The following is a 22,763-nucleotide window of genomic DNA, read 5'->3' as shown; positions in this document are numbered from 1 at the left end:
TCAGATCATTCCAGGTTCAGCGGCCCTCCGGGAGCGAGCGCAACATTTGCGAAGCGGGTCCCGATCCGTTGCTGGGCCGCAGTGTCCGGGTGCAGCTGGTCCGGCATCGGCAGCTCCGCCTCGTCGGGTTCCCCGAAGAGCTCCAGACCGTCGAGGAAGTGCAGCTGCGGATCCTCCGTGCGGCGTGCCTGGACGATCTCGCGCAGCGTACGGCGGATCACCTGCAGGGTGAGCTTGCCGGAGGCCACCTCGCGGGAATCTCCCATCGAGGAGAAGCGCGGGCCTGACTCCAGCAGCTCCATCTGTAACGGTCCGGGCCGGGTCTCCTGGATCGCGCAGTGCAGCGGGGAGACCAGCAGCAGCGGGGTCTCGGCGTGTGGACCCTCGCGGATCGTGTCGAGGAAGCCATGCACCGCCGGGATGAAGGTGCGCAGGCGCATCGTGTCCCCGTTGGTGATGTTGATCCCCAGCTTCAGGCTGATCACATCGGCCTGGGCGGAGCGGATGGTCCTGGCGGTGAACGGGTCAAGCATCGCCTGTCCGGCGAGCCCGAGGTTGGTCAGCTGCACCCCGGCGGCCCGGGCGGCCACCACGGGCCAGGTGCCGGTCGGGTGGCTGACGGCGAAGCGTGGCTGATCGAGCTGCCGTGATGCAGCCAGCGGGTCGTCCCCTCGGCTCCAGCAGGGATCACCGTGGCGTCGGATTCCAGTCCGACCAGCTCGGTCCGCTCGTCATGGGGCAGCCAGATCTGCACATCGTGGGCGCCCGGAGGCAGCCGGGGCAGTTCGATCCGGGCGTCGCCGCCCCTGGTGCTGGAGACCTCACCGGTGATCGGGTCGCTGCGGCGGGTGGTGCCCACGCCCTGCACCGGCGAGGACAGCTGGGCGTAGAGCTCCCCGTCCACCAGCACGTCGTAGACCGCACCGTGCGGAATCTCATCCCCGGTGAGCTCGCGGGTCGGGTGGGTGATCAGCGCCAGTCTCGAGGCCTCGGTGCGGAAGTCCAGGTGGACTCCGCTGGGCTCTGCGGCCACGCGCTCCACACCGGGATCGGTGCTCTGGCGCCGCGCGGTGGCGGGCAACCGCCAGGGCAGCAGACCCCGGTCGGTGAACTCGTGCTCCAGCGCACCGAGGAGCAGCGGGGCCAGGGCCTCGGCAGAGATTCTCATATGTGTCCCCAATCCCAGGAGTCGCGTGGGCTGAACAGTACCAACCGGCGGGCCGGGTCTGTTCAACCGCTGTTAACCTTCCTGCTTGAGTGTGGGTCCCGATGACTGAGCATTCAGCGGACGACGCCGGCCCCGCCGCCTCCCGACACCCCGGCACCGTGGCAGAGGTCTTCCTGGTCTTCCTGCGTCTGGGGCTCACCTCATTCGGCGGTCCGGTGGCCCACCTGGCCTACTTCCGTGACGCCTTCGTCACTCACCGGCAGTGGCTGAGCGAGAAGGCCTACGCGGACCTGGTGGGACTCTGCCAGTTCCTGCCCGGCCCGGCGTCGAGCCAGGTGGGCATGGCACTCGGGCTGCAGCGCGCCGGCTACCCCGGGATGATCGCGGCCTGGTTCGCGTTCACGATGCCTTCAGTGGCGCTGCTGGTCGTCTTCGCACTGGGAGTCCAGCATGCCGGGGACCTCACCGAGGCCGGGTGGATCGATGGGTTCAAGGCCGCCGCGGTGGCAGTGGTGGCCCACGCTGTGCTCTCGATGGCCAAGACGCTGACCCCGGACGCTCCGCGCGCCTCCATCGCCGCCGCCGCGATGGTGCTGGTGCTGCTCGTGCCGCACCCCTTCATCCAGGTCGCTGCGATCCTGATCGCCGGGATCACCGGCTTCCTCTGGCTGCGCGGCCCAGATGCCGGACCCAGGCCCGCGGACGCCTTCACAGTGCGAGTCTCCCGGCGCTCCGCATGGACCGCAGCGACGCTCTTCGCCGCGCTGCTGGCTGGACTGCCGGTGCTCGCGGCCACCACCGGCGCCGGATGGACCGCGATGATCGACTCGTTCTACCGGGCCGGGGCGCTGGTGTTCGGCGGCGGGCATGTGGTGCTTCCGCTGCTGCAGGCAGAGACCGTCCCCGCCATGGTGGACCCTGAGGTCTTCCTCGCCGGTTACGGGGCCGCCCAGGCGGTGCCTGGTCCGCTGTTCACCTTCGCCGGGTTCCTCGGTGCCTCCAGCATGGGCGAGCCCACCGGCGTGCTCGGCGCGGTCATCGCGGTGCTGGCGATCTTTCTGCCCGCTGCCCTGCTGGTGATCGCGGCGCTGCCGTTCTGGGAGCGGCTGCGCGGCAATGTGTCTGCACAGAAGGCACTGGCCGGGGTCAACGCCGGCGTGGTCGGCATCCTGGCCGCGGCGCTCTACACCCCGGTGTTCACCGCCGGGGTGCTCGAGGTCGGGATCGAGGCCCTGGCGCTGGCGGTGCTGGCCTTCGTGGCGCTGAACAGCTGGCGGGCCCCGGCCTGGGCGGTGGTGCTTGCTGCGGGGCTGCTCGGCTGGGCGCTGCTATGAGCCCCTCGACTGGCCGGGGGACACAGTGCGAGCCAAAGCGCAGGGCCGAGAGGTACAGTTCTGAGGTACTTGACCGCTCTGGCGAGGAGGACCCTGCCGCATGCTGAGCTCCCAAGCTCGCGGGCTGAGTCGCCTCTATGCCCTCGACGTGGCGCGGGCCGCCGCGGTGTTCGGCATGATCATCGTCAACGTCGGTCCCTACAACACCGACGGCTGGGCCTCCTGGATCGTCCGGGCGCTCAACGGACGTGCTTCGATCCTGTTCGTGGTGCTCGCCGGGATCGGCGTGACCTTCCTGGCTCGCCGCTCGCTGACCAAGGGCATCACCCGACGCAGCACGCTGCTCTGGCGGGGTCTGCTGCTGCTCGCGCTGGGGCTGGGTCTGCAGACCCTCGAGCACGGGGTCAACGTGATCCTCTCCACCTACGCGGCGCTGTTCTTCCTTGCCGCGTTCATGGTCAAGATGTCCACCCGCTGGCTCTTCTTCTCCGCCACCGCCTCGGCGCTGCTAGGACCCGTGCTGTGGATCCTGGCGCGGCAGACCACCCATTTCCAGATCGAACCGGCCCAGATCGGGGACTCTCCGTTCGAGATCATCGGCGCCATCCTGGTCTCCGGCCCGTATCCACTGGTGGTCTGGATCGCCCCGTTCTTCCTCGGGGTCTGGCTGGGTCGGCAGCCGCTGGGCAACTCCAAGGTCCAATGGCGTCTGGTCTACCTGGGCGCCATCGCCGGTTTCGGCGCATTCGGCGCATTCGGCGCCTCTGAGGTGCTGGTGCGGGTCCTGGGCGAACCAGACACCACGGAGGTCGGCTTCGACCGAATGATCTCTGCGGTGGGACATTCCCAGATGCCGCTATGGCTGATCAGCTCCATCGGCACTGCGGTCATGCTGCTGGGCATCCTGCTGATCGTCGTCCCGCACATCAGCCAGCGCATCCGGCTGCTGGTCGTCGTCGGGCAGATGCCGCTGACCGCCTACACGGTTCACCTGGTGATCATCGCGCTGGTGATCTACCCCGGTCCGCAGAATCCCATCGAAGGGTTCCTGATCAGCTGCGCGATCATGCTGGGGCTGATCCTCTTCGCCGTCCTGTGGATGGCGAACTTCCGCTACGGTCCGCTGGAGACGCTGCTGCGCAAGACCCCCGGATTCCTGCGGGTCACCTACCGGCTGCCCGAACGCCACCGCCGCCGCCAGCTCGCCCGTCCCTACCCGCGCCGGGCGAAGCCCGGGTCATCCATGGAACAGAAGCCGACGCCTTCCTGAGGGAGACGAAACATGCAGCCGAAGAACCAGCCGCCGCGCAGCCACGCACCCACCACTCGGAACGCGCCTCGGCGCACCGGAGGAAACAGGCTCCTGCGCACCACGGCCCTGCTGACCGCCTGGGGCATGCTCGCCGCCTGCGCCGCCGAGGAGGAGCCGCCCCCACCGCCGCCGCCGGCGCCCAGTGAGGAGCCTGAAGAGCCCACCAGCACACCGGAACCGGTGGAGGATGTGCTCACCCAGCAGGGCGTCAGCGCCGGACATCCGCTGGCCGTGGAGGCCGGCGAGCAGGTCCTCGCCGAGGGCGGCAACTCCGTGGACGCGGCGATCGCCACGGCCTTCGCGATGTCGGTGGTGGAGCCCTTCGCCTCCGGCCTGGGCGGCGGCGGCTCGGTGCTCATCGCCGGTCAGGACGGGGACCCGCTCTCCTATGACTATCGCGAGATGGTCGGCGTGGATGGCGAGATCCCGGAGAACGGCATCGGCGCACCGGGCTTCGCCGCGGGCATGGGCCGGCTGCATGAGGAGCAGGGGAGCCTGGACTGGGAGCGGCTGATCCAGCCCGCCCAGCAGCTGGCCGCCGAGGGCTTCGAGGTCTACGACTTCCTGGAGACCCGGATGACCGAGGACCTCGGCCCGGAGGCCATCGAAGGGGTGGAGCCCTTCGAGGTCGACGGCGAGCCGCTGGCCAGCGGGGACCAGCTGGTCCAGACCGAGCTCGCCAGCACCCTGGAGACGCTTGCCGCCGAGGGTTGGGAGTCCTTCTACACCGGGAGTCTCGCGGAGGAGCTGACCCAGGTGGACGGCATCGACGCGCAGACCCTCGCCGACTTCGAGGTGACCGCCTCCGAGCCGGTCTCCGGGGAGTTCGGTGACTACGAGGTGCTCGCCGCCGCGCCCGCGCTTCCCGGCCCGGCCCTGGTGCAGCTGCTCCAGATCGCCGAGGGCCAGGGCATCGCAGAGCTGGAGCCGGGCTCCGCCGAATACATCGAGACCCTCTCTGAAGCCTGGCTGATCGCCGAGGAGACCGTGTTCACCGAGATCGGCGACCCCGCCTTCGTGGAGGTCCCGGTCGAGGAGATCACCGACAAGGACGCCAACGCGGCCATGGACATCTCCACGCAGTCCGCCGCCCAGCCCCAGGACGACGACGCCCCAGCCCAGGCCCAGGCCCCCCAGGACGCCAACACCACGCACATCTCGGTGATCGACGACGACGGCATCATGGTCTCGATGACCAACACGCTGACCAACTTCTGGGGTGCCGGGGAGGTCAGCGGAGGGTTCTTCCTGAACAACCAGCTCAGCCGCTTCGAGGCGGTGGACTCTCCGGCGAACCAGCCGGAGCCGGGCCGGAAGTCGGTGACCTGGTCGATGCCCACGATCGTCCTGGACGACGAACAGCGTCCGGTGCTGGGCATCGGGACCCCCGGCGGACACCAGATCCTGAACATCATGGGCACCGTGCTGACCCAGTGGGGACTCCAGGACGCGGACCTGCAGGAGGCGATCGACGGGCTGCGCTTCCGTCTCATCGCAGAGGACGAGCTTCTGGTCCTCGACGATGAGCCCGATGAAGAGACCAGGGAAGAGCTCGAAGAGCTCGGCTGGGAGCTGCAGGTCTGGCCCGACGAATGGGGCGGCTTCGGCTCGGTCCAGGCACTGGAGGTCGACTACGAGACCGGTGAGGTCACCGGCGCCGACGACGACCGGCGCGTGGGCAGCCACGCCGTGATCGACTGACCCAGGTCCGGCACCGGGCCACCGGGCCACCGGACCGCCTCCGGCCCGTGCCGCGCCCCGGTCCGCCGGGCCGGTGGGAGCCGCGTGGGCCGATTAGCATGGAGCCATGAGTCTCACGTCACCGCGCAGCATCCCCAACATCCTCTCGATCGCCGGCACAGATCCCACCGGCGGTGCCGGCATTCAGGCGGACCTCAAGAGCTTCGCGGCGCACCGAGGATATGGGATGTGCGTGGTGACCGCTCTGGTCGCGCAGAACACCCAGGGGGTGCGGGAGATCCACCTGCCCCCGGTGAGCTTCCTGCGCGCCCAGCTGGACGCCGTGTCCGACGATGTCGCGCTGGACGCGATCAAGATCGGGATGCTCGGCACCGAGGAGATCATCAGCACCGTGGCCGACTGGCTGGACACCCTCGGGTTCCGCGGTGAGCTCCCCGAGGCCACCGGCCACGACGACGCCGGAGCTCGGCCCGTGCTGGTCCTTGACCCGGTGATGGTCGCCACCTCGGGCGACAGACTCCTCGACGCCGCCGCAGAGTCTGCGCTGATCGCATTCCTGCCCCGGGCAGACCTGATCACACCCAACGTGCCCGAGCTGGCGCTGCTGGCGGGCGGCGAACCCGCGACCGAGCCCGCTGGGCTGATCGCTCAGGCCAGGGCGGTGGCCGATCAGCATCAGGTGGTGGTCCTGGCCAAGGGTGGACATCTCGACGATGCCTCCGCGCAGGAGTCCGTCCTCGACACCCTGGTCTACCCGACGCAGTCGGGTGAGCGCGCCGAGGAGGAGCAGTTCCGCTCACCGCGGATCCACACGCAGAACACCCACGGGACCGGATGCTCGGTCTCCGCGGCGCTGGCCGCGCTGGCGGCCCGCGGCCACAGCTGGTCCACTGCTCTGCCCGTGGTCAAGGACTGGATGACCGCAGCGCTTCAGGACTCTGAACGCCTCGACGTCGGCCAGGGCCACGGTCCGATCCAGCACTTCGCGCAGCTCTGGCGCTGAGCCCCCAGTCGTGTCTCGGAGAGCGCCCCATGGGCAGAGCAGCCCGCCGTGGTGCTGGACGATCCGAGGTCGGACCTAGGAGATCCGTCCTAGCAGTGGCAAGCCCGGAGTGACAGCATGGAGGAGTTACTACCGATAGATCCAGCGTCATAGAAGGGCGTTGCCCATCGCTGAGGTGGCACGTCCATGACTTACAAGGGAGTGATGGGCGATGTTACGTCGAGGCGTTCTAGCGACATTCTTAGCAGCGGGGATCTTTGCAGGAAGCGTGACGACCGCACAGGCCGTGCCGATGAAACCGGACTTCCCCCTGATCACCATCGGATGCGCCGACGGCGAGGGTGGCTTCGAGATGCTGCAGGTGCAGCCCCGCGGAGCGACCGCCGTCGTCTTCGACGAGACGGGGGTCGCCACGGGTGAGAAGCTGTTCCTTCGCTCGATCGACGCCGCCCTCTTCTCCGACGCTGGCCAGCTCATCTGGGAGTACAACAAGACCTATGGCAAGCGGACCGGTCACGGCGAGCCAGTCTCCTGCAGCGGATCCTTCGAAAAGAGCCCTGATGGGACGGTCTTCTTCGACATCCTGGTGACACGCCGGTAGGAGGGACCGCTCACCCGGTGTTCACTCTTGCGGACCGCCGGCGTGATTGGCGATGTCCTCCCACTTCCAGGTGGTCCCCATCGCATCATCGGAGGGGAACCACGCCCCGGTGGTCTCGCGATCCCGCGGCGTGGGACCGGTGGCGCCCTGCCCTGAGACTGGCGCCTGATCCTTCAGTGCGGTGACCCGGTCTCTGATCGAGGCCATCTGCTGATCCAGGGCGGCCGCCTGGACGGCGGCGTCGCGGAGTTCATCGAGGATGTCGCCGGGCACCTCGCCGTCGTAGGTGTAGTAGATCTTGTGCTCCAGCGAGGCCCAGAAGTCCATCGCCACGGTGCGGATCTGGACCTCCACGTAGACGAACTCGGTGCGGTTGGACAGGAAGACCGGCACCTGGACGATCACATGCAGGCTCTGGTAGCCGTTGACCTTGGGCGTGCGGATATAGTCCTTGACCTCGACGACCCGCAGGTCCGGCTGGCTGCACAGCATCTCCGCGACCCAGTAGGCGTCTGAGACGAAGGAGCAGGTGATCCGGATCCCCGCAATGTCTCGGATCGAGTGTCGGATGCTCTCCAGGGTGGGCTCGGCGCCATAGCGCTGCACCTTGTCCAGGATCCGGTCCAGGGACTTCAGCCGGTAGTTCACATGCTCGATGGGGGAGTAGTCGCGGGTGTGCTCGAACTCCTCGCGCAGCACATTGATCTTGGTCAGCACCTCGTCCATGCCGAACTTATAGTGCAGCTGAAACTCGGTGAGCTGCCGACGGATGTCGACCATCCGCACCGCCACCCCGTCGCGGCCATCCCCGGCGCCGCTGTGCAGCTCCGAGAGCAGGGCGCGGTAGACATCTGACTCGCTACGCTGCGCCTGTTTCGTCTGCTTCCCCACGGGCGCCTGCTGGGCCAGATCCTTGCCCGGCGGAACCCGGACTCCGGCGCTGAGCGAGACCCCCTCGGGAGCCTCAACGGGAAGGAAATGATGGTCAGTGGCAGGAGCGTGTCCAGCGGACATGGGGGAGGTTCTCCTAGGGGTTCAGGGGCTCGCCGCGCGGAGCAGGGAGTCGACGGTCATAGGACCGTTGCTTCGATTCTCGACCCTAGGCGCATTGTCTGTGAAGTCCCGCAACAGAATCGTTGTGATCGCCTGCACCTGCCCACCGCTAGGCTGGAGGCCTGGATCCTCGACGGTGAGCGATGCTGCGGAATGCGGCCCACGCACCCCGTCGGATGAGACCCCAAACACAACATCTGGTGAAGACCCGAGGGCGCAGACGCAACATCTTCTGATTTCGGGCATCAGACACGCCGAGACACGCGGCGCTTCGAGAAACTTCTTCTTGGGAGCATCGAACTCCACAGCTGTGGAGGAATGACCGGGATGGGTGTTGCTTCCGCGTCATTGCAGGGGAGTCGTGGTCCACAGGTCCTGTGGACAGCCGGTGGAGAACTACATCGGTGCAAGTACATCATCTAGTGGCTGCTGATATCTCCGGACCCAAGATGTAGTATTGGGGCATAGCCAAAACGTCACGTTCGAATCGGGGAGTCCCATGTCTGTCACTGTCTACACCAAGCCCGCATGCGTCCAGTGCAACGCCACTTACCGCGCCCTGGACAAGAACGGCGTGACCTACGAGACCGTCGACATCACTCAGGATGCCGAGGCCCTCGAGCGGCTTCGCGGCCTGGGCTACATGCAGGCCCCCGTGGTCATCACCGAGGCCGATCACTGGTCCGGATTCCGTCCCGACAAGATCTCCGAGCTGGCCGTACAGCACGCTGCGATCAGCTCGGTCGCCTGATGCAGCCGTGAACACCATGGCGAGGCTGATCTACTTCTCCTCGGTGTCGAACAACACGCACCGCTTCGTGGAGAAGCTTCAGCACGGGGCGGGGGAGGTAGCGAGGCTTCCGCTGCGCACCAAGGATGAGACCCTCGCGGCGGAGCGGCCCTTCGTCCTGGTCCTTCCCTCCTACGGAGCCGACGCCGGCGAAGGCTCGGTGCCGAAACAGGTCATCAAGTTCCTCAATGTTGAATCCAACAGGAACCTCCTGCGCGGAGTGATCGGCGCGGGCAACACGAATTTTCACGAGAGCTACTGCATCGCCGGGGACATCGTCGCCGCCAAGTGCCGAGTCCCTCACCTCTACAGATTTGAACTGATGGGCACACCGGAAGACGTGGCCACAGTTCAAACGGGATTGGAAGAGTTTTGGAAACAGCAACCAAGCCATTGAACGCGGCGAGCACCGCCCAGACCCAGGACGGCCGGGACTCCATGGGCGCACCGCTGGCCAAAGTCATGCCCGCCCAGTGGCAGGGCCTGAGCTACCACGAGCTCAACGCCATGCTCAACCTCTACGGTCCCGATGGTGAGATCCAGTTCGAGGCCGATCAGCTGGCGGCTCGGCAGTACTTCCTGGACCACGTGAACACCAACACGGTCTTCTTCCACAACCTGGAGGAGAAGCTGGGCTACCTGGTCGAGAACGACTATTACGAGCCCGAGACGCTTCAGCAGTACTCCCAGGAGTTCATCCGCGCCATCTTCGACCGGGCCTACGCCGCGAAGTTCCGCTTCCCCACCTTCCTGGGTGCCTTCAAGTTCTACACCTCCTACGCGCTGAAGACCTTCGACGGTGACCGCTACCTGGAGCGCTACGAGGACCGCGTCACCATGGTCGCGCTGCACCTGGCCCGCGGCGATGAGCAGCTCGCGAACAAGATGGTCGACGAGATGATCTCCGGCCGCTTCCAGCCCGCGACCCCGACCTTCCTGAACTCCGGGAAGAAGCAGCGCGGCGAGCTGGTCTCCTGCTTCCTGCTGCGCATCGAGGACAACATGGAGTCCATCGCGCGTGCCATCAACTCCTCGCTGCAGCTCTCCAAGCGCGGGGGAGGCGTGGCGCTCTCGCTGACCAACATCCGGGAGAACGGCGCCCCGATCAAGCACATCCAGAACCAGTCCTCCGGGGTGATCCCGGTGATGAAGCTGCTGGAAGACTCCTTCTCCTACGCCAACCAGCTCGGTGCACGCCAGGGCGCCGGCGCGGTGTACCTCAACGCCCACCACCCCGACATCTTCCGCTTCCTGGACACCAAGCGGGAGAACGCGGACGAGAAGATCCGGATCAAGACGCTCTCGCTCGGCGTCGTCGTCCCGGACATCACCTTCGAGCTCGCCAAGAAGAACGAGCCGATGTACCTGTTCAGCCCCTATGACGTCCAGCGCGTCTACGGCAAGGCGTTCAGCGAGATCTCGGTGACCGAGAAGTACCACGAGATGGTCGACGACGCGCGGATCCGCAAGACCAAGATCAACGCCCGCGAGTTCTTCCAGACCCTGGCCGAGATCCAGTTCGAATCCGGCTACCCGTATGTGATGTTCGAAGACACGGTCAACCGTGCGAACCCGATCGCCGGACGGATCTCCATGTCCAACCTGTGCTCGGAGATCCTTCAGGTCTCGGAGCCCAGCGAGTACGCCGACGATCTGAGCTACTCCGAGATCGGCAAGGACATCTCGTGCAACCTTGGCTCGATGAACATCGCCAAGGCGATGGACTCCCCGGACTTCGGGCAGACCATCGAGACCGCGATCCGCACCCTGACCGCCGTCTCGGACATGTCCTACATCAACTCGGTGCCCTCCATCGCTGAGGGCAACCGCCGGTCGCACGCGATCGGTCTGGGCCAGATGAACCTGCACGGCTACCTGGCCCGGGAACGCGTGCACTATGGGTCCGAAGAGGGCCTCGACTTCACCAACATCTACTTCTACACGGTGCTCTACCACGCGTTGCGCGCCTCGAACCAGATCGCGATCGAGAGCGGTCAGAGCTTCGACGGCTTCGAGAACTCGCAGTACGCTTCCGGAGAATTCTTCGAGAAGTACACCGAGCAGCTCTGGGCCCCGGCCACCGATAAGGTCCGCACCCTGTTCGGCCATGTGAGCATCCCGACCCAGGAGGACTGGCGCGAGCTCAAGGCCTCGGTCATGGCCCATGGCATCTACAACCAGAACCTGCAGGCGGTGCCGCCCACCGGCTCCATCTCCTACATCAACAACTCCACCTCCTCGATCCACCCGGTGGCCTCGAAGATCGAGATCCGCAAAGAGGGCAAGCTCGGTCGGGTCTACTACCCGGCGCCCTACCTGACCAACGACAACCTGGAGTACTACCAGGATGCCTACGAGATCGGGTACGAGAAGATCATCGACACCTACGCCGCTGCCACCCAGCACGTGGACCAGGGCCTGTCCCTGACGCTGTTCTTCAAGGACACCGCCAGCACCCGCGACATCAACAAGGCGCAGATCTACGCCTGGCGCAAGGGCATCAAGACGCTCTACTACATCCGGCTGCGTCAGCTCGCGCTGGAAGGCACCGAGGTCGACGGCTGCGTGTCCTGCATGCTGTGACCCCAGGTCCCATCCGGGCCGTGACGACCATGGCCCCTCCCGGAACTCCACGCTTCCTCTAGAAAGAGACTCCTGACGTTGACACCATCTAAAGCGCTCCTCGAGCACGTCGAGGCGATCAACTGGAACCGCCTCGAAGACGAGAAGGACAGCGAGGTCTGGAACCGGCTGGTCAACAACTTCTGGCTGCCGGAGAAGATCCCGCTCTCCAACGACGTCCAGTCCTGGGCCACGCTGACCGAAGAGGAGAAGACCCTCACCATGCGGGTCTTCACCGGGCTGACCCTGCTGGACACCATCCAGGGCACCGTGGGTGCGGTCGCATTGATCCCCCATGCACTGACCCAGCACGAGGAGGCGGTGCTGACCAACATCTCCTTCATGGAGTCGGTCCACGCCAAGTCCTACTCCCAGATCTTCTCCACGCTGTGCTCCACCAAGGAGATCGACGAGGCGTTCCGCTGGTCCAAGGAGAACGTGAACCTGCAGCGCAAGGCGCAGATCGTCATGGACTACTACCACGGCGATGACGGACTCAAGAAGCGGGTGGCCTCGACCATCCTGGAGTCCTTCCTGTTCTACTCCGGGTTCTACCTGCCCATGCACTGGTCCTCACGGGCCAAGCTGACCAACACCGCAGACATCATCCGGCTGATCATCCGCGACGAGGCCGTGCACGGGTACTACATCGGCTATAAGTACCAGCGCGCCCTGGAGCGCGAGACCCCGGAGCGTCAGCAGGAGCTCAAGGATTACACCTACGAGCTGATGTACGAGCTCTACGAGAACGAGCTGCAGTACACCCACGACCTCTACGACGGAGTGGGCCTCAGCGAGGACGTCAAGAAGTTCCTGCACTACAACGCCAACAAGGCCCTGATGAACCTGGGCTACGAGGCGATGTTCCCCAAGGAGATCAGCGACGTGAACCCCGCGATCCTCTCGGCGCTGAGCCCGAACGCCGACGAGAACCACGACTTCTTCTCCGGCTCCGGCTCCTCCTACGTGATCGGCAAGGCCGAGGAGACCGAGGACGACGACTGGGACTTCTAGTGCGTCAGCCCTGAGTCCTGCCCCACCGGACGCGTGAATGGCCCTGCTCTGCAGTCTTCTGCAGAGCAGGGCCATTCCTGTATCGGACGCAGTCTCGACAGAGGCTCCTTGTTGTTCGCCTGCTGGCTGTGAGGATTCAACGTGGTGCGGTCGGACTCTGCATAGCCTTGGGGCAGACGGTCCTGGCTCGGACCAGCGATCTGGTGCGGCCTGCGCGCCGTTGTTCCGCCGCGACAGGAGACCCCCATGGGGCAGCCCCACCCCTCATCGCCCCACCGCGAGCGCCACACATCGAGCGCCCTGGTCGAGCGCCCTGGTCGAGAGATGGGTCGCACCGTGGAACGGCGACTACGACATCGCTGAGCAGATCGTCTCCGAGCGCAACCGCGTGCACGCGGCGATGTTCGATGGAGGAGACGGCATCGAATGGGGCCCCCTCCTCGACGGTGACCTGGTCCTGCTGCGCTGGGCGGCCACCGGGCACTGCGGCCGGACAATGCCGGGGCCGCCGCCGCAGTGGGCACTGCTGGGCGCTTCCACGGCACGGACCTTCTTTGGGTCGAAGAAGATCGAATCATCGAGTACTGGCTCCATGCCGAGAGTCTCGCCTGGATGACTCAGCTGCAGGTCGGCGTCGGCTGAGAGCAGGCACGGGGCGCCCAGGCAGAAGGCCCGATGACGTAAACTCGGGTGTCGTCCCAGCTCACGACCCACAAGCGACAGACACATCCCCATGGCACAGACTCAATGACGACGGCAGAGCCGCTCCACGTCTATCGGCAGCCCAGAAGCCTCGGCGCCGAGGCTGATCTCGAGCGGGCGCTGACGCTCTTGCAGCGCACTCGCGCCGCGGGCAGCCCCCGTGATGCGCGGCGAGCCTCGGATGGCCGGGTCGCCCCGCTGCTGCGGATGTACCGTCCGGACCCCACAGTGGCCTTCGGACAGCGCGATGAGCGGCTGCCCGGATTCGCTGCGGCGGCCCAGGCCTGTCGCGAGGAAGGCTTCACGCCGCTGGTTCGTCGAGCCGGGGGCCGGGCAGCGGCCTATCATCAGGGTTCCCTGGTGCTCGATCACATCGAGCCTGACCCGGATCCGATCCGTCACTCCCAGGCCCGCTTCACCGAGTTCGGCGAACTCCTGCGCGACGCGCTGGAGGCTGCCGGGGTCTCAGCACGGCTCGGTCCGATCCCGGGGGAGTACTGCCCGGGAGACCATTCGGTCCACGGGGTCTCACGAGAGCTTCCGGATGTACGGATCAAGCTCATCGGGACCGCCCAGCGGGTCATCAGCTCGGGTTGGCTCTTCTCCTCCTCGATCATCGTCGAGGACGGAGCGCCGATCCGCCGGGTGCTCTCCCGGGCCTATGAGGCGCTCGGGATTCCCTGGGACCCGCTCACCGCCGGTGCGATCACCGACCTCGGTGTCGAGACCACCGTGGAGAAGATCGAAGCCGCGGTGCTCCAGGTCTACCGGAGGCACTGGGAGCTGGAAGAGATCGACGAACCCTCGCCGATCCCTCCCAGCGTCACCACGCGCGGCTGACCGGGGCCCGCAGCGGATCAGGTACCGCAGCAGATCAGTCGCCGCGGCTGCTCAGTTGCCGCAGCGGGTCACTCGCCGCGATCGATCCATTCCTGCAGATGCGGCGACTCAGCCCCGATGGAGGTCGAAGGACCGTGTCCGGTGTTGACCACCGTGGCCCCCGGGAGCTCCTGGAACAGTCGGGTCCGGATCGACTCGATGATGGTCTCGAAGCTGGAGTACGACCGACCGGTCGCGCCGGGTCCGCCGGAGAACAAGGTGTCTCCAGAGAACAGCACCGGCTGGGTGGCTCCGTCCGGCCCGGTCAGGGACTCGGAATAGAAGCAGGTGGATCCGGGGGAGTGGCCCGGGGTATGGAGTGCCACCAGGGTGGCGTCTCCCACGGTGAACACGTCGCCGTCGCTGATGTGCACATCCGGCACGGTGCCCTCATGCACGGCGTCCCAGAGCATCTGGTCCTCCGGGTTGAGGTGGATTCTGCCACCGAGACGCTTCTGCACCTCCAGGGCCTGGCTGATGTGATCGTCATGTCCGTGGGTCAGCAGGATCGCGCTCACGGCGCGTTCTCCCACCGCCGCGGCCACAGCATCGGCGTCGTGGGCGGGATCGATGATGATCACTTCATTCTCATCACCGATGATCCAGACGTTGTTCTCGACATCCCAGGTGCCGCCGTCGAGCGAGAAGGTTCCGGAGGTGACGAGATTCTCAAAGCGGGTGCTCATAGGGTTCCTCAATTCTGGGTTGCGGACTGGAGCTCCACGACCGAGCGCAGCACCTCGCCGCGATTCATCGTGTCGAAGGCCTCCTGGACCTGGTCCAGGCTGACGCGTTCGGTGACGAACGCATCGAGGTCGAGGTTGCCGTTGCGGTAATGGCTCACCAGCATCGGGAAGTCCCGGGACGGCAGGCAGTCGCCGTACCAGGAGGACTTCAGCGATCCGCCGCGGCCGAAGAAGTCAGCCAGCGGCAGCTCCAGCATGAGCGAGGGATCTGGAACGCCGACCAGCACCACGCGTCCGGCAAGGTCGCGGGCGTAGAACGCCTGCTTATAGGTCTCCGGCCGGCCCACCGCGTCGATGACCACATCGGCGCCGAAGCCCCCGGTCAGCTCGCGGATGGTCTCGACGGCGTCGGACTCCTTCGAGTTGACGGTGTGGGTGGCGCCGAGCTCCGCGGCCTTGGCGAGCTTCCGGTCGTCCAGGTCCACCGCGATGATGGTGGTGGCTCCGGCAAGCTTGGCGCCGAGCACCGCGGCGGTCCCGACGCCGCCGGCGCCGATCACGGCGACGGACTCGCCGCGCTGGACCTCACCGGTGTTGATCGCGGCACCGATTCCGGCCATGATCCCGCAGCCCAGCAGTCCGACGGCGGCATTGGACTCCGCCGGCAGGTCTTGGATCACGGTGCACTGTCCGGCAGCGACCAGGGTCTTCTCGGCGAAAGCGCCGATGCCCAGGGCTGCTTCCAACGGGGTGCCGTCGGTCAGCGTCATCTGCTGCTGCGCGTTGTGGGTGTCGAAGCAGTACTTCGGCTCACCCTTGCGGCAGGCTCGGCACTCACCACAGACCGCGCGCCAGTTCAGGATCACGGTGTCACCGACCTTCACGTTGGTCACACCCTCGCCGATCTTCGAGACCCGGCCGGTGGCCTCGTGGCCCAGCAGGTAGGGGAAGTTGTCGCCCACCTCGCCCTGCTGGTAATGCTGATCGGTCTGGCACACGCCGCAGGTCAAGACGTCGACCACGACCTCACCAGCGATCGGGTCCGGCACGATGATCTGCTCGAGGACGGCGGGGCCGTCCTTCTCTTTGACGACGACGGCACTAACGGTCTGGGACATTGCCAGCTCCTAAATATCTGCAGGTCACACGTTCGGCGAGTCTTGCACGCCGGTTTCCACGATATCTCAGGAGGAAGACCCTGACCTCAGCCGGTGAAGACCTGAGGGAACTGCACGATGATGCTGCCCGCCACCACCAGGTAGATCAGCACGATGACCACCCACCACCAGTCCGCAGAGAGCTTCTTCAGCCCCGGACCGACGGGCAGGACCCCGGTGGCGATATTGCGAGTCGTGACGATCACGAACATCGGGATGACCGCAGCCCAGACCACCATGCAGTACGGGCACAGCGCGCCGATGACGAACACCGCCTGGGACCAGAGCCAGATGCAGAAGAGCATCGCGAAGCTCACCCCAGCCTGCAGTCCGATCCAGTACCAGCGGGGCAGCTGGACCCGGCCCAGGATGGTCACCGCGACCAGGATCGCCATCGGGAAACCGATCACGCCGAGGAAGATGTTCGGGAAGCCGAAGCTGGAAGCCTGCCAGGAGTCCATCACTAGACCGCAGGAGACCCAGGGATTGATGTCGCAGGCCGTGGTGTAGTCGGCGTCCTGCCAGAGCTGGATGCGCTCATGCATCAACAGCCCGCTGGCCACTGCGCCGACCACGGAGGTCAGCAGCAGCCACAGCCCCACCGAACGGGTTCCGGCGATGTGGGGACGAATCAGCTGCTCGGTCGGGTAAAGGGCCATGCGGGGATTCTACGCAAGTTCTCAGAAGGGGTATGCGATACTGAGTAACATCGGCGAGCGGACCACACCCGCAGACCGAGAAGGCTTCCATGCCATCACCTGGGCCCCATAGACGCCGTTGTGAGATACGTCACAGCAGGGGCCGAGGACTGATGAGTAGCCACTGGAAGGCCGCGCAGAGCGCGCTCCGTGAAAGGGAGCAGCGCCCGGAAGGCCAGTGGAGCTAAGAACATAGGTTTGAGACAACATCAATATGTGGAATGAGCAGGTCGCACCCTCTGTGAGAGACAGGGTCAACGCGACCGGCTGAATTCACCCAAGCAGAGCCGCGGACGCGGTGAGTGTGGCACCGTGGGAGCGGTCAGGAGCAACTCCATAATGTCCCACCCCGAGACCCCCGCGGACGACGCAGCGGGCAGCAACGACATCTTCAATCCCTTCAGTGCACCGCAGTCCTCGAGCGAGAGCCCCCAGCCCTCCAGCGACGCGGACGAGGCACCAGAGCCCGAAGAGCCCCGGGCCGCCGCCCAGGACGACGCCGTGAACGTCTTGTTCCAGGCGCCGGATCTGGCCACGGTCAAAGCCCGCACCCCCTCGAAGACCCGCAGCGCCGACGATGCGGACTCCGACTCCCGCGGCTCCTCAGCGTCGAGCCGCGATTCCCAGACCAGGGATTTCGAGGACGACGACTCCCAGGACTGGGATGCCCAGTCCGAGGATGATCAGGACGAGGACGGCTCGGGCCGCCGCTCACGCCGGAAGCGCCGCCGCGGCGGCCGGAACAGAACCGCGGCTCCGAGGACTCCCGGGGGTCCAGCGACTCCGAGTCATCGGAGGCGCAGTCCTCAGCCGGGGACTCCGCGGACCGCGGGAACGGCTCGCAGTCCAACGACACGAAGAACTCAGACGCGAAGAACCCAGATGCGAAGAACGGTGACTCCGGCAACGGGTCAGGCTCGCAGAACCGCGGGGACCGGGAGACCGACTCCGCCGAGGATGACTCACCGGTGATCCGCAAGCGCCGTCGTCGTCGTCGGGGCAGCGCCGACCTCGAGGTTGAGTCCAATGAGGATGATGCCCACACCGTGACCCGGGTCCGGGCTCCGCGTGAGGCCGCCGAGGCCCCGGTCTCGGACAAGGTCACCGGGCTCAAGGGCTCCACCCGGCTCGAGGCGAAGCGGCAGCGCCGCCGGTCCTCCCGTGACACCGGACGGCGTCGTCAGGTGATCACCGAGGCCGAGTTCCTGGCCCGCCGTGAATCCGTGGACCGCAAGATGATCGTGCGACAGCGCGGGGAGCGGATCCAGATCGGCGTGCTCGAGGACGGCGTGCTCGCGGAGCACTACGTCTCGCACACCACCCAGGACTCGCTGATCGGCAACGTCTACCTCGGCAAGGTCCAGAACGTGCTGCCCTCCATGGAGGCCGCCTTCGTGGACATCGGCCGCGGCCGAAACGCCGTGCTCTACGCCGGTGAGGTCGACTGGGCCGCCTCGCGCCTCAACGGCGGTCCGCGCAAGATCGAGAACGCGCTGAAGTCCGGCGACTCCGTGCTGGTCCAGGTCACCAAGGACCCGGTCGGACACAAGGGTGCCCGGCTGACCAGCCAGATCTCACTTCCCGGCCGCTACCTGGTGTTCGTGCCCGGTGGCTCGATGACCGGGATCTCCCGGAAGCTGCCAGACACCGAGCGCGCCCGGCTGAAGAAGGTCCTGAAGGACCACATGCCCGACAACGCCGGCGTGATCGTGCGCACCGCCGCGGAAGGCGCCTCCGAGGAGGAGCTGACCAACGACATCAACCGACTGCGCTCGCTCTGGGAGCAGATCCAGCGCCAGTCCGATGACAAGAAGGTGCTGGCCCCGGAGCTGTTCTACGCCGAGCCCGACCTGACCATCAAGGTCGTCCGCGACGTGTTCAACGAGGACTTCTCCTCCATGGAGGTCCAGGGTGAAGAGACCTGGGACAACATCGAGGCCTATGTCACCTATGTGGCCCCACACCTGCTCGACCGGCTCCAGCAGTGGATCCCAGAGGAGCAGCAGGCCAACGACATCTTCTCGCACCACCGGATCGACGAGCAGCTGAACAAGGCGCTGGACCGCAAGGTCAACCTGCCCTCCGGCGGCTCGCTGGTCTTTGACCGCACCGAAGCCATGACCGTGGTCGACGTCAACACCGGCAAGTTCATCGGATCCGGCGGCAACCTCGAGGAGACCGTCACCAAGAACAACCTCGAGGCCGCCGAGGAGCTCGTCCGGCAGCTGCGCCTGCGCGACATCGGCGGGATCATCGTGGTCGATTTCATCGACATGGTCCTGGAGGTCAACCGGGACCTGGTGCTGCGCCGGCTCGTCGAGTGCCTCGGACGCGACCGCACCAAGCACCAGGTCGCCGAGGTGACCTCGTTGGGCCTGATCCAGATGACCCGCAAGCGTATGGGCACCGGCCTCCTGGAGGTCTTCTCCGAAGACTGCGAGCACTGCGCGGGCCGCGGCGTGATCACCCACGCCGAGCCGATCGAGCATGGCGGCTCCTTCACCTCCCATGGGGACCCGCAGAAGGCCCGGGCGCCCAAGAAGCGGCGCAAGTCCAAGGGCCGCCGCTCCGAGGACGAGAATGACTCGGCCCAGTCCGCGCCCGAGGTGAGCGCCGAGGAGAAGGAGCGCCAGGAGAAGGCACGCCAGGCACTGGCCCAGGTCGCCGCCGCCTCGAAGCACGCCGATCAGGAGCAGCGCCCCGCCGGCGAGGATCGCCATAAGGAGACTGACACCGTCTCCGCGCAGGGCTCCGCGGGCAGCCCCGAGAAGTCCGGCGATCGCAGCGACGGCGGCCCTCGGGCTGAGAACCAGCAGTCCGGTTCTGCCTCAGGTTCCGCCTCGGGGTCTCGCCCGGCACGCCGCCGAGGCCGCCGCAGCGCCAGCCAGCCTGCCGGCAGCACCTCTCAGGGCGGCAATGCCCAGGCCGGCGCCGCTCAGTCCGGCGCTGCTCAGGACGACAACGAACAGAGCAGCACTAAGCAGGCCAGCGCCGAGCAGGGCGGGGCAGCCAAGTCCGGGGCCGGGAAGTCTGAGGCAGCGAAGTCTGAGCGCCAGGCAGCGGAGCCGACCGGCGCCTCCAGTGAGAAGGTGCTCAAGATCGGCGGCGAAGAGGTCCCGCTTCCACGCGCCGAGAAGCGCGAGCGGCAGGCGCCCTCCTCCGCAGGCGGCTCCGGCCAGGACAAGCAGGCCTCGTTGGACACCCTGGGGCAGGCGCTGGACTCGCGTGAACCGCGCAGCCCGGCACCGGTGCGTCGCCGTCGTCGTGCCGCAGGGTCTCTGCAGGGCGTCTCCGGTGAGGTCCAGCAGATCCCCACCGCGCAGAAGCCCGAAGGCAAGACGTTCTCCTCGACGCCGTCGGAGCAGAGTTCTGCCGAGACCCCGAAGAAGAAGCCCGCGAGCGAGCCGGTGATGTTCGGGGTAGGGGTTAAGGCCGAGGAGATCGCCCGCCCCGAGTAGCCGGAGGGCCGTGCCCGATCCCTCAGCGGGGGATCGGCCGCGGCCAACTTGCTGTCCCTGAGGTCCTCGCGTAAGGTTGACCCTTGGTGTGATAAGCACCGATATGTCTTCCGCGCAGATCTGTGGAGAGTCTCCGTTCCAGGAGGACCCCCATGGATATGCGCGATTGGTTTAGTCCGAAATGATCATCGAGAGAAGTGAGTCCCAAGTGGTGTACGCGATTGTCCGCGCTGGCGGCCGCCAGGAAAAGGTTTCCGTTGGAGACCTCGTGACCGTTGACCGAGTTCCGGGCGCGGCAGGCAGCACCATTAAGCTGCCGGCAGTGATGCTGGTGGACGGGGACAAGGTCACTACCGCAGCAGATGAGCTCGCCAAGATCACGGTTGAGGCCGAGGTCCTGGAGAACCTGCGCGGTAAGAAGATCGTCATTGAGAAGTTCAAGAACAAGACCGGCTACCGCAAGCGCCAGGGTCACCGTTCTGAGCTCACCCGCATCAAGGTGACCTCGATCGCCTGAGGCGATCCAGGTTCGCAGATCCCCCGTTCTCCCTGAGAGGTAGGCAGACCCATGGCACATAAAAAAGGTGCGAGCTCGACTCGCAACGGCCGCGATTCCAACGCCCAGTACCTGGGCGTGAAGCGCTTCGGCGGCCAGAACGTCTCCGCTGGTGAGATCCTGATCCGCCAGCGCGGCACCAAGTTCCACCCCGGCGTCAACGTCGGACGCGGTGGCGATGACACCCTCTTCGCACTGGCAGAAGGCGCCGTCGAGTTCGGCAGCCGTCGCGGTCGGAAGGTCGTCAACATCGTCCCAGCAGCCTGATTCAGGCCTGCACAGACGTTTCGTACGTAAAGTCGAGGGTGGGCCCACTTGATGGGCCCACCCTCGACTTGTCTTAAGTCAGAATTTTCTTCAAGGAGTCTCCAGCCATGGCACATTTCGTCGACCGAGTGGTCCTCCACACCACGGGCGGTAACGGTGGCCACGGCTGCGTCTCCGTGCACCGCGAGAAGTTCAAACCCCTCGGCGGGCCCGACGGCGGCAACGGCGGGGACGGCGGCTCGGTGGTCCTCGTGGTCGACCCGCAGACCACGACCCTGCTGGAGTACCACCACCGGCCCCACCGCCACGGCGAGAACGGCGGAGTCGGCCAGGGCGATCTCCGCCATGGCACCCGTGGTCCCGTGCTGGAGCTCCCCGTGCCCGAGGGCACCGTGGTCAAGGACCGCGACGGCCGGGTCCTGGCTGACCTGGTCGAGCCCGGTGCCCGATACACCATCTCCGAAGGCGGCCAGGGCGGCCTCGGCAACGCCTCACTCTCCTCGAAGAAGCGCAAGGCCCCCGGCTTCGCGCTGCTGGGCACCCCCGGCGAGGCTAACGACATCGTCCTGGAGCTGAAGTCCGTCGCGGACATCGCCCTGGTCGGCTTCCCCTCCGCCGGCAAGTCCAGCCTGATCGCCGCGATGAGCGCCGCGCGGCCCAAGATCGCTGACTACCCCTTCACCACCCTGGTGCCCAACCTGGGCGTCGTCCAGGCCGGGGAGACCCGCTTCACGGTGGCCGACGTGCCCGGGCTGATCCCCGGCGCCGCCGAGGGCAAGGGCCTGGGACATGAGTTCCTGCGCCACGTGGAGCGCTGCGCCGCGCTGGTCCACGTGCTCGACTGCGCCTCGCTGGAGAGCGACCGTGACCCGCTGGGCGACCTCGACGCCATCGAGGCAGAGCTCGCGGCCTACGCCCCGGACAAGGTCGAGGGCGCCGGCGGCACCGAGGACAACTCCTCCAACGCCGTTCCGCTCAATGAGCGGCCCCGCCTGATCGCGCTGAACAAGACCGATCTGCCCGACGGTGCCGCGATGGCCGAGATGGTGCGTGCCGATCTCACCGACCGCGGCTACCGGGTCTTCGACGTCTCCGCGCTGAACCGCGACGGTCTGCGCGACCTCGGCTTCGCCATGGCCGAGCTGGTCCTCGAGGCACGAGCCCAGCGCGAGATCGAGCCCGCACCGGTGCCGGTCACCGTGCGGCCCCGCTCGGTCAATCGCAAGCAGTTCACCGTCACGGCAGAGTCCAAGGGCGGCGAGCCGCTGTGGCGGGTGCGCGGTGACAAGCCAGAGCGCTGGATCCTGCAGACCGACTTCGGCAACGACGAAGCCGTGGGTTACCTCGCCGACCGCCTGGTGGCCGTGGGCATCGAGGACGAGCTGTTCAAGCAGGGCGCCAAGCCCGGCGAGGCCGTGGTCATCGGCTCCGAAGAGGACGGCGTGGTCTTCGACTGGGAGCCCACCATGGCTGCCGGCGCCGAGCACCTCGGCGGTCCTCGCGGCACCGACCTGCGCCTGGACGACCACTCCCGGCCCACCCGTGCGGAGAAGAAGCAGGAACAGGCAGACCGCCGCGCCGCGAAGGTCGCCACCCGGGCCGAGATGGACGTGGAGTACCGCTCCCAGAACGGTGCACCCACCAAGCGCAAGGACGACGGCGCGCCCACCAGCGTGACCGACGAGGACGGCGTGGAGATCTTCTACCCGCACGGCAACCCTGATGATCTGCAGGACGAGGGCTTCGGCACGGACGAGGCGGA

The 22,763-nt window shown here is 66.6% G+C and carries 20 protein-coding genes and 1 pseudogene; 15 read left to right on the top strand and 6 right to left on the bottom strand.

Features of this window, described 5'->3' with window-relative positions:
* Nucleotides 1-5: 5 nt before the first annotated feature.
* Nucleotides 6-593, bottom strand: coding sequence for a hypothetical protein (locus BG28_RS16225; RefSeq protein ID WP_235181022.1), 588 nt, complete (start codon nucleotides 591-593; stop codon nucleotides 6-8).
* Nucleotides 560-1,168, bottom strand: a complete 609-nt coding sequence (locus tag BG28_RS16220) for a hypothetical protein (protein ID WP_235181021.1) — start codon at nucleotides 1,166-1,168, stop codon at nucleotides 560-562. Before BG28_RS16220 ends, BG28_RS16225 begins: the two co-directional genes overlap by 34 nt.
* Before the next feature lie 101 nt (nucleotides 1,169-1,269).
* Here BG28_RS16220 and chrA point away from each other — a divergent pair, with 101 nt between their 5' ends.
* From chrA to BG28_RS07455, 5 genes are all read left to right on the top strand, one after another.
* Nucleotides 1,270-2,502: a chromate efflux transporter gene (gene chrA / locus BG28_RS07475; RefSeq protein ID WP_036475448.1), complete on the top strand. Its 1,233-nt coding sequence runs from the start codon at nucleotides 1,270-1,272 to the stop codon at nucleotides 2,500-2,502.
* A gap of 100 nt (nucleotides 2,503-2,602) precedes the next feature.
* A complete protein-coding gene (locus tag BG28_RS07470; RefSeq protein WP_051501153.1) occupies nucleotides 2,603-3,772 on the top strand; it encodes a DUF418 domain-containing protein in 1,170 nt (389 codons plus the stop codon).
* A 12-nt stretch (nucleotides 3,773-3,784) separates the two neighbouring features.
* On the top strand, nucleotides 3,785-5,515 hold the full coding sequence (locus tag BG28_RS07465; protein ID WP_036475446.1) for a gamma-glutamyltransferase: 1,731 nt from the start codon (nucleotides 3,785-3,787) through the stop codon (nucleotides 5,513-5,515).
* A gap of 106 nt (nucleotides 5,516-5,621) precedes the next feature.
* Nucleotides 5,622-6,518: a bifunctional hydroxymethylpyrimidine kinase/phosphomethylpyrimidine kinase gene (thiD, locus tag BG28_RS07460; protein WP_036475444.1), complete on the top strand. Its 897-nt coding sequence runs from the start codon at nucleotides 5,622-5,624 to the stop codon at nucleotides 6,516-6,518.
* 268 nt (nucleotides 6,519-6,786) lie between these two features.
* Nucleotides 6,787-7,119: a hypothetical protein gene (locus tag BG28_RS07455; RefSeq protein WP_036475443.1), complete on the top strand. Its 333-nt coding sequence runs from the start codon at nucleotides 6,787-6,789 to the stop codon at nucleotides 7,117-7,119.
* Nucleotides 7,120-7,140: 21 nt separating this feature from the next.
* Here the strand turns inward: BG28_RS07455 and BG28_RS07450 are convergent, their stop codons facing one another.
* Nucleotides 7,141-8,133 carry a GTP pyrophosphokinase family protein gene (locus BG28_RS07450; RefSeq protein WP_235181020.1) on the bottom strand — a complete coding sequence of 331 codons (993 nt, stop codon included), beginning with the start codon at nucleotides 8,131-8,133 and terminating at the stop codon, nucleotides 7,141-7,143.
* A gap of 538 nt (nucleotides 8,134-8,671) precedes the next feature.
* Here BG28_RS07450 and nrdH point away from each other — a divergent pair.
* The 5 genes from nrdH to BG28_RS07425 all read left to right on the top strand — a co-directional run bounded on the left by nrdH (nucleotide 8,672) and on the right by BG28_RS07425 (nucleotide 14,140).
* Complete coding sequence (gene nrdH / locus BG28_RS07445) at nucleotides 8,672-8,923, top strand: glutaredoxin-like protein NrdH (protein WP_036475442.1); 252 nt, start codon at nucleotides 8,672-8,674, stop codon at nucleotides 8,921-8,923.
* 16 nt (nucleotides 8,924-8,939) lie between these two features.
* Entirely contained in the window at nucleotides 8,940-9,359 is a 420-nt protein-coding gene (gene nrdI / locus BG28_RS07440; protein ID WP_051501178.1) for a class Ib ribonucleoside-diphosphate reductase assembly flavoprotein NrdI, read from the top strand.
* Nucleotides 9,360-9,400: 41 nt separating this feature from the next.
* Entirely contained in the window at nucleotides 9,401-11,545 is a 2,145-nt protein-coding gene (gene nrdE / locus BG28_RS07435; RefSeq protein WP_166645911.1) for a class 1b ribonucleoside-diphosphate reductase subunit alpha, read from the top strand.
* Between the two features lie 78 nt (nucleotides 11,546-11,623).
* Nucleotides 11,624-12,598 carry a class 1b ribonucleoside-diphosphate reductase subunit beta gene (gene nrdF / locus BG28_RS07430; RefSeq protein ID WP_036475440.1) on the top strand — a complete coding sequence of 325 codons (975 nt, stop codon included), beginning with the start codon at nucleotides 11,624-11,626 and terminating at the stop codon, nucleotides 12,596-12,598.
* A gap of 747 nt (nucleotides 12,599-13,345) precedes the next feature.
* Nucleotides 13,346-14,140: a lipoate--protein ligase family protein gene (locus tag BG28_RS07425; RefSeq protein WP_036475439.1), complete on the top strand. Its 795-nt coding sequence runs from the start codon at nucleotides 13,346-13,348 to the stop codon at nucleotides 14,138-14,140.
* Nucleotides 14,141-14,208: 68 nt separating this feature from the next.
* Here BG28_RS07425 and BG28_RS07420 read toward each other — a convergent pair whose 3' ends face one another.
* The 3 genes from BG28_RS07420 to BG28_RS07410 all read right to left on the bottom strand — a co-directional run bounded on the left by BG28_RS07420 (nucleotide 14,209) and on the right by BG28_RS07410 (nucleotide 16,681).
* Nucleotides 14,209-14,865 carry an MBL fold metallo-hydrolase gene (locus BG28_RS07420; RefSeq protein ID WP_036475438.1) on the bottom strand — a complete coding sequence of 219 codons (657 nt, stop codon included), beginning with the start codon at nucleotides 14,863-14,865 and terminating at the stop codon, nucleotides 14,209-14,211.
* Nucleotides 14,866-14,873: 8 nt separating this feature from the next.
* Nucleotides 14,874-15,983: an S-(hydroxymethyl)mycothiol dehydrogenase gene (locus BG28_RS07415; RefSeq protein ID WP_036475437.1), complete on the bottom strand. Its 1,110-nt coding sequence runs from the start codon at nucleotides 15,981-15,983 to the stop codon at nucleotides 14,874-14,876.
* Between the two features lie 86 nt (nucleotides 15,984-16,069).
* The gene (locus tag BG28_RS07410) at nucleotides 16,070-16,681 is read right to left on the bottom strand and encodes a vitamin K epoxide reductase family protein (protein ID WP_036475436.1); all 612 of its coding nucleotides are present in this window, start codon (nucleotides 16,679-16,681) and stop codon (nucleotides 16,070-16,072) included.
* 378 nt (nucleotides 16,682-17,059) lie between these two features.
* Here BG28_RS07410 and BG28_RS15385 point away from each other — a divergent pair, with 378 nt between their 5' ends.
* The 5 genes and pseudogenes from BG28_RS15385 to obgE form a co-directional block, all read left to right on the top strand.
* A complete protein-coding gene (locus BG28_RS15385) occupies nucleotides 17,060-17,692 on the top strand; it encodes a hypothetical protein (protein ID WP_152539243.1) in 633 nt (210 codons plus the stop codon).
* Entirely contained in the window at nucleotides 17,689-20,178 is a 2,490-nt protein-coding gene (locus BG28_RS07405) for an Rne/Rng family ribonuclease (protein WP_051501152.1), read from the top strand. Before BG28_RS15385 ends, BG28_RS07405 begins: the two co-directional genes overlap by 4 nt.
* A 208-nt stretch (nucleotides 20,179-20,386) precedes the next feature.
* The gene (gene rplU / locus BG28_RS07400; protein ID WP_036475557.1) at nucleotides 20,387-20,695 is read left to right on the top strand and encodes a 50S ribosomal protein L21; all 309 of its coding nucleotides are present in this window, start codon (nucleotides 20,387-20,389) and stop codon (nucleotides 20,693-20,695) included.
* A gap of 51 nt (nucleotides 20,696-20,746) precedes the next feature.
* Nucleotides 20,747-21,001 carry a 50S ribosomal protein L27 gene (gene rpmA, locus BG28_RS07395; RefSeq protein WP_036475435.1) on the top strand — a complete coding sequence of 85 codons (255 nt, stop codon included), beginning with the start codon at nucleotides 20,747-20,749 and terminating at the stop codon, nucleotides 20,999-21,001.
* Nucleotides 21,002-21,108: 107 nt separating this feature from the next.
* A pseudogene (gene obgE, locus BG28_RS07390) lies at nucleotides 21,109-22,686 on the top strand (GTPase ObgE); the annotation flags it as partial.
* Between the last annotated feature and the right edge of the window lie 77 nt (nucleotides 22,687-22,763).

The sequence above is a fragment of the Nesterenkonia sp. AN1 genome (assembly GCF_000582475.1).
Lineage (GTDB): Bacteria > Actinomycetota > Actinomycetes > Actinomycetales > Micrococcaceae > Nesterenkonia > Nesterenkonia aurantiaca.
Note: the sequence above shows the minus strand (reverse complement) of the source record. Positions and strands in the feature narration are given on the sequence as shown.

Excerpts from the sequence above, each read along its gene's own strand:
- BG28_RS07420 (WP_036475438.1), bottom strand. The coding sequence starts at position 14,865 with ATGAGCACCCGCTTTGAGAATCTCGTCACCTCCGGAACCTTCTCGCTC.
- BG28_RS07465 (WP_036475446.1), top strand. The coding sequence starts at position 3,785 with ATGCAGCCGAAGAACCAGCCGCCGCGCAGCCACGCACCCACCACTCGG.
- BG28_RS07450 (WP_235181020.1), bottom strand. The coding sequence starts at position 8,133 with ATGTCCGCTGGACACGCTCCTGCCACTGACCATCATTTCCTTCCCGTT.
- rpmA (WP_036475435.1), top strand. The coding sequence starts at position 20,747 with ATGGCACATAAAAAAGGTGCGAGCTCGACTCGCAACGGCCGCGATTCC.
- thiD (WP_036475444.1), top strand. The coding sequence starts at position 5,622 with ATGAGTCTCACGTCACCGCGCAGCATCCCCAACATCCTCTCGATCGCC.
- BG28_RS16220 (WP_235181021.1), bottom strand. The coding sequence starts at position 1,168 with ATGAGAATCTCTGCCGAGGCCCTGGCCCCGCTGCTCCTCGGTGCGCTG.
- BG28_RS07410 (WP_036475436.1), bottom strand. The coding sequence starts at position 16,681 with ATGGCCCTTTACCCGACCGAGCAGCTGATTCGTCCCCACATCGCCGGA.
- nrdE (WP_166645911.1), top strand. The coding sequence starts at position 9,401 with ATGGGCGCACCGCTGGCCAAAGTCATGCCCGCCCAGTGGCAGGGCCTG.
- chrA (WP_036475448.1), top strand. The coding sequence starts at position 1,270 with ATGACTGAGCATTCAGCGGACGACGCCGGCCCCGCCGCCTCCCGACAC.
- BG28_RS07470 (WP_051501153.1), top strand. The coding sequence starts at position 2,603 with ATGCTGAGCTCCCAAGCTCGCGGGCTGAGTCGCCTCTATGCCCTCGAC.
- nrdH (WP_036475442.1), top strand. The coding sequence starts at position 8,672 with ATGTCTGTCACTGTCTACACCAAGCCCGCATGCGTCCAGTGCAACGCC.
- BG28_RS07415 (WP_036475437.1), bottom strand. The coding sequence starts at position 15,983 with ATGTCCCAGACCGTTAGTGCCGTCGTCGTCAAAGAGAAGGACGGCCCC.
- nrdI (WP_051501178.1), top strand. The coding sequence starts at position 8,940 with ATGGCGAGGCTGATCTACTTCTCCTCGGTGTCGAACAACACGCACCGC.
- BG28_RS15385 (WP_152539243.1), top strand. The coding sequence starts at position 17,060 with ATGTCCCACCCCGAGACCCCCGCGGACGACGCAGCGGGCAGCAACGAC.
- BG28_RS07425 (WP_036475439.1), top strand. The coding sequence starts at position 13,346 with ATGACGACGGCAGAGCCGCTCCACGTCTATCGGCAGCCCAGAAGCCTC.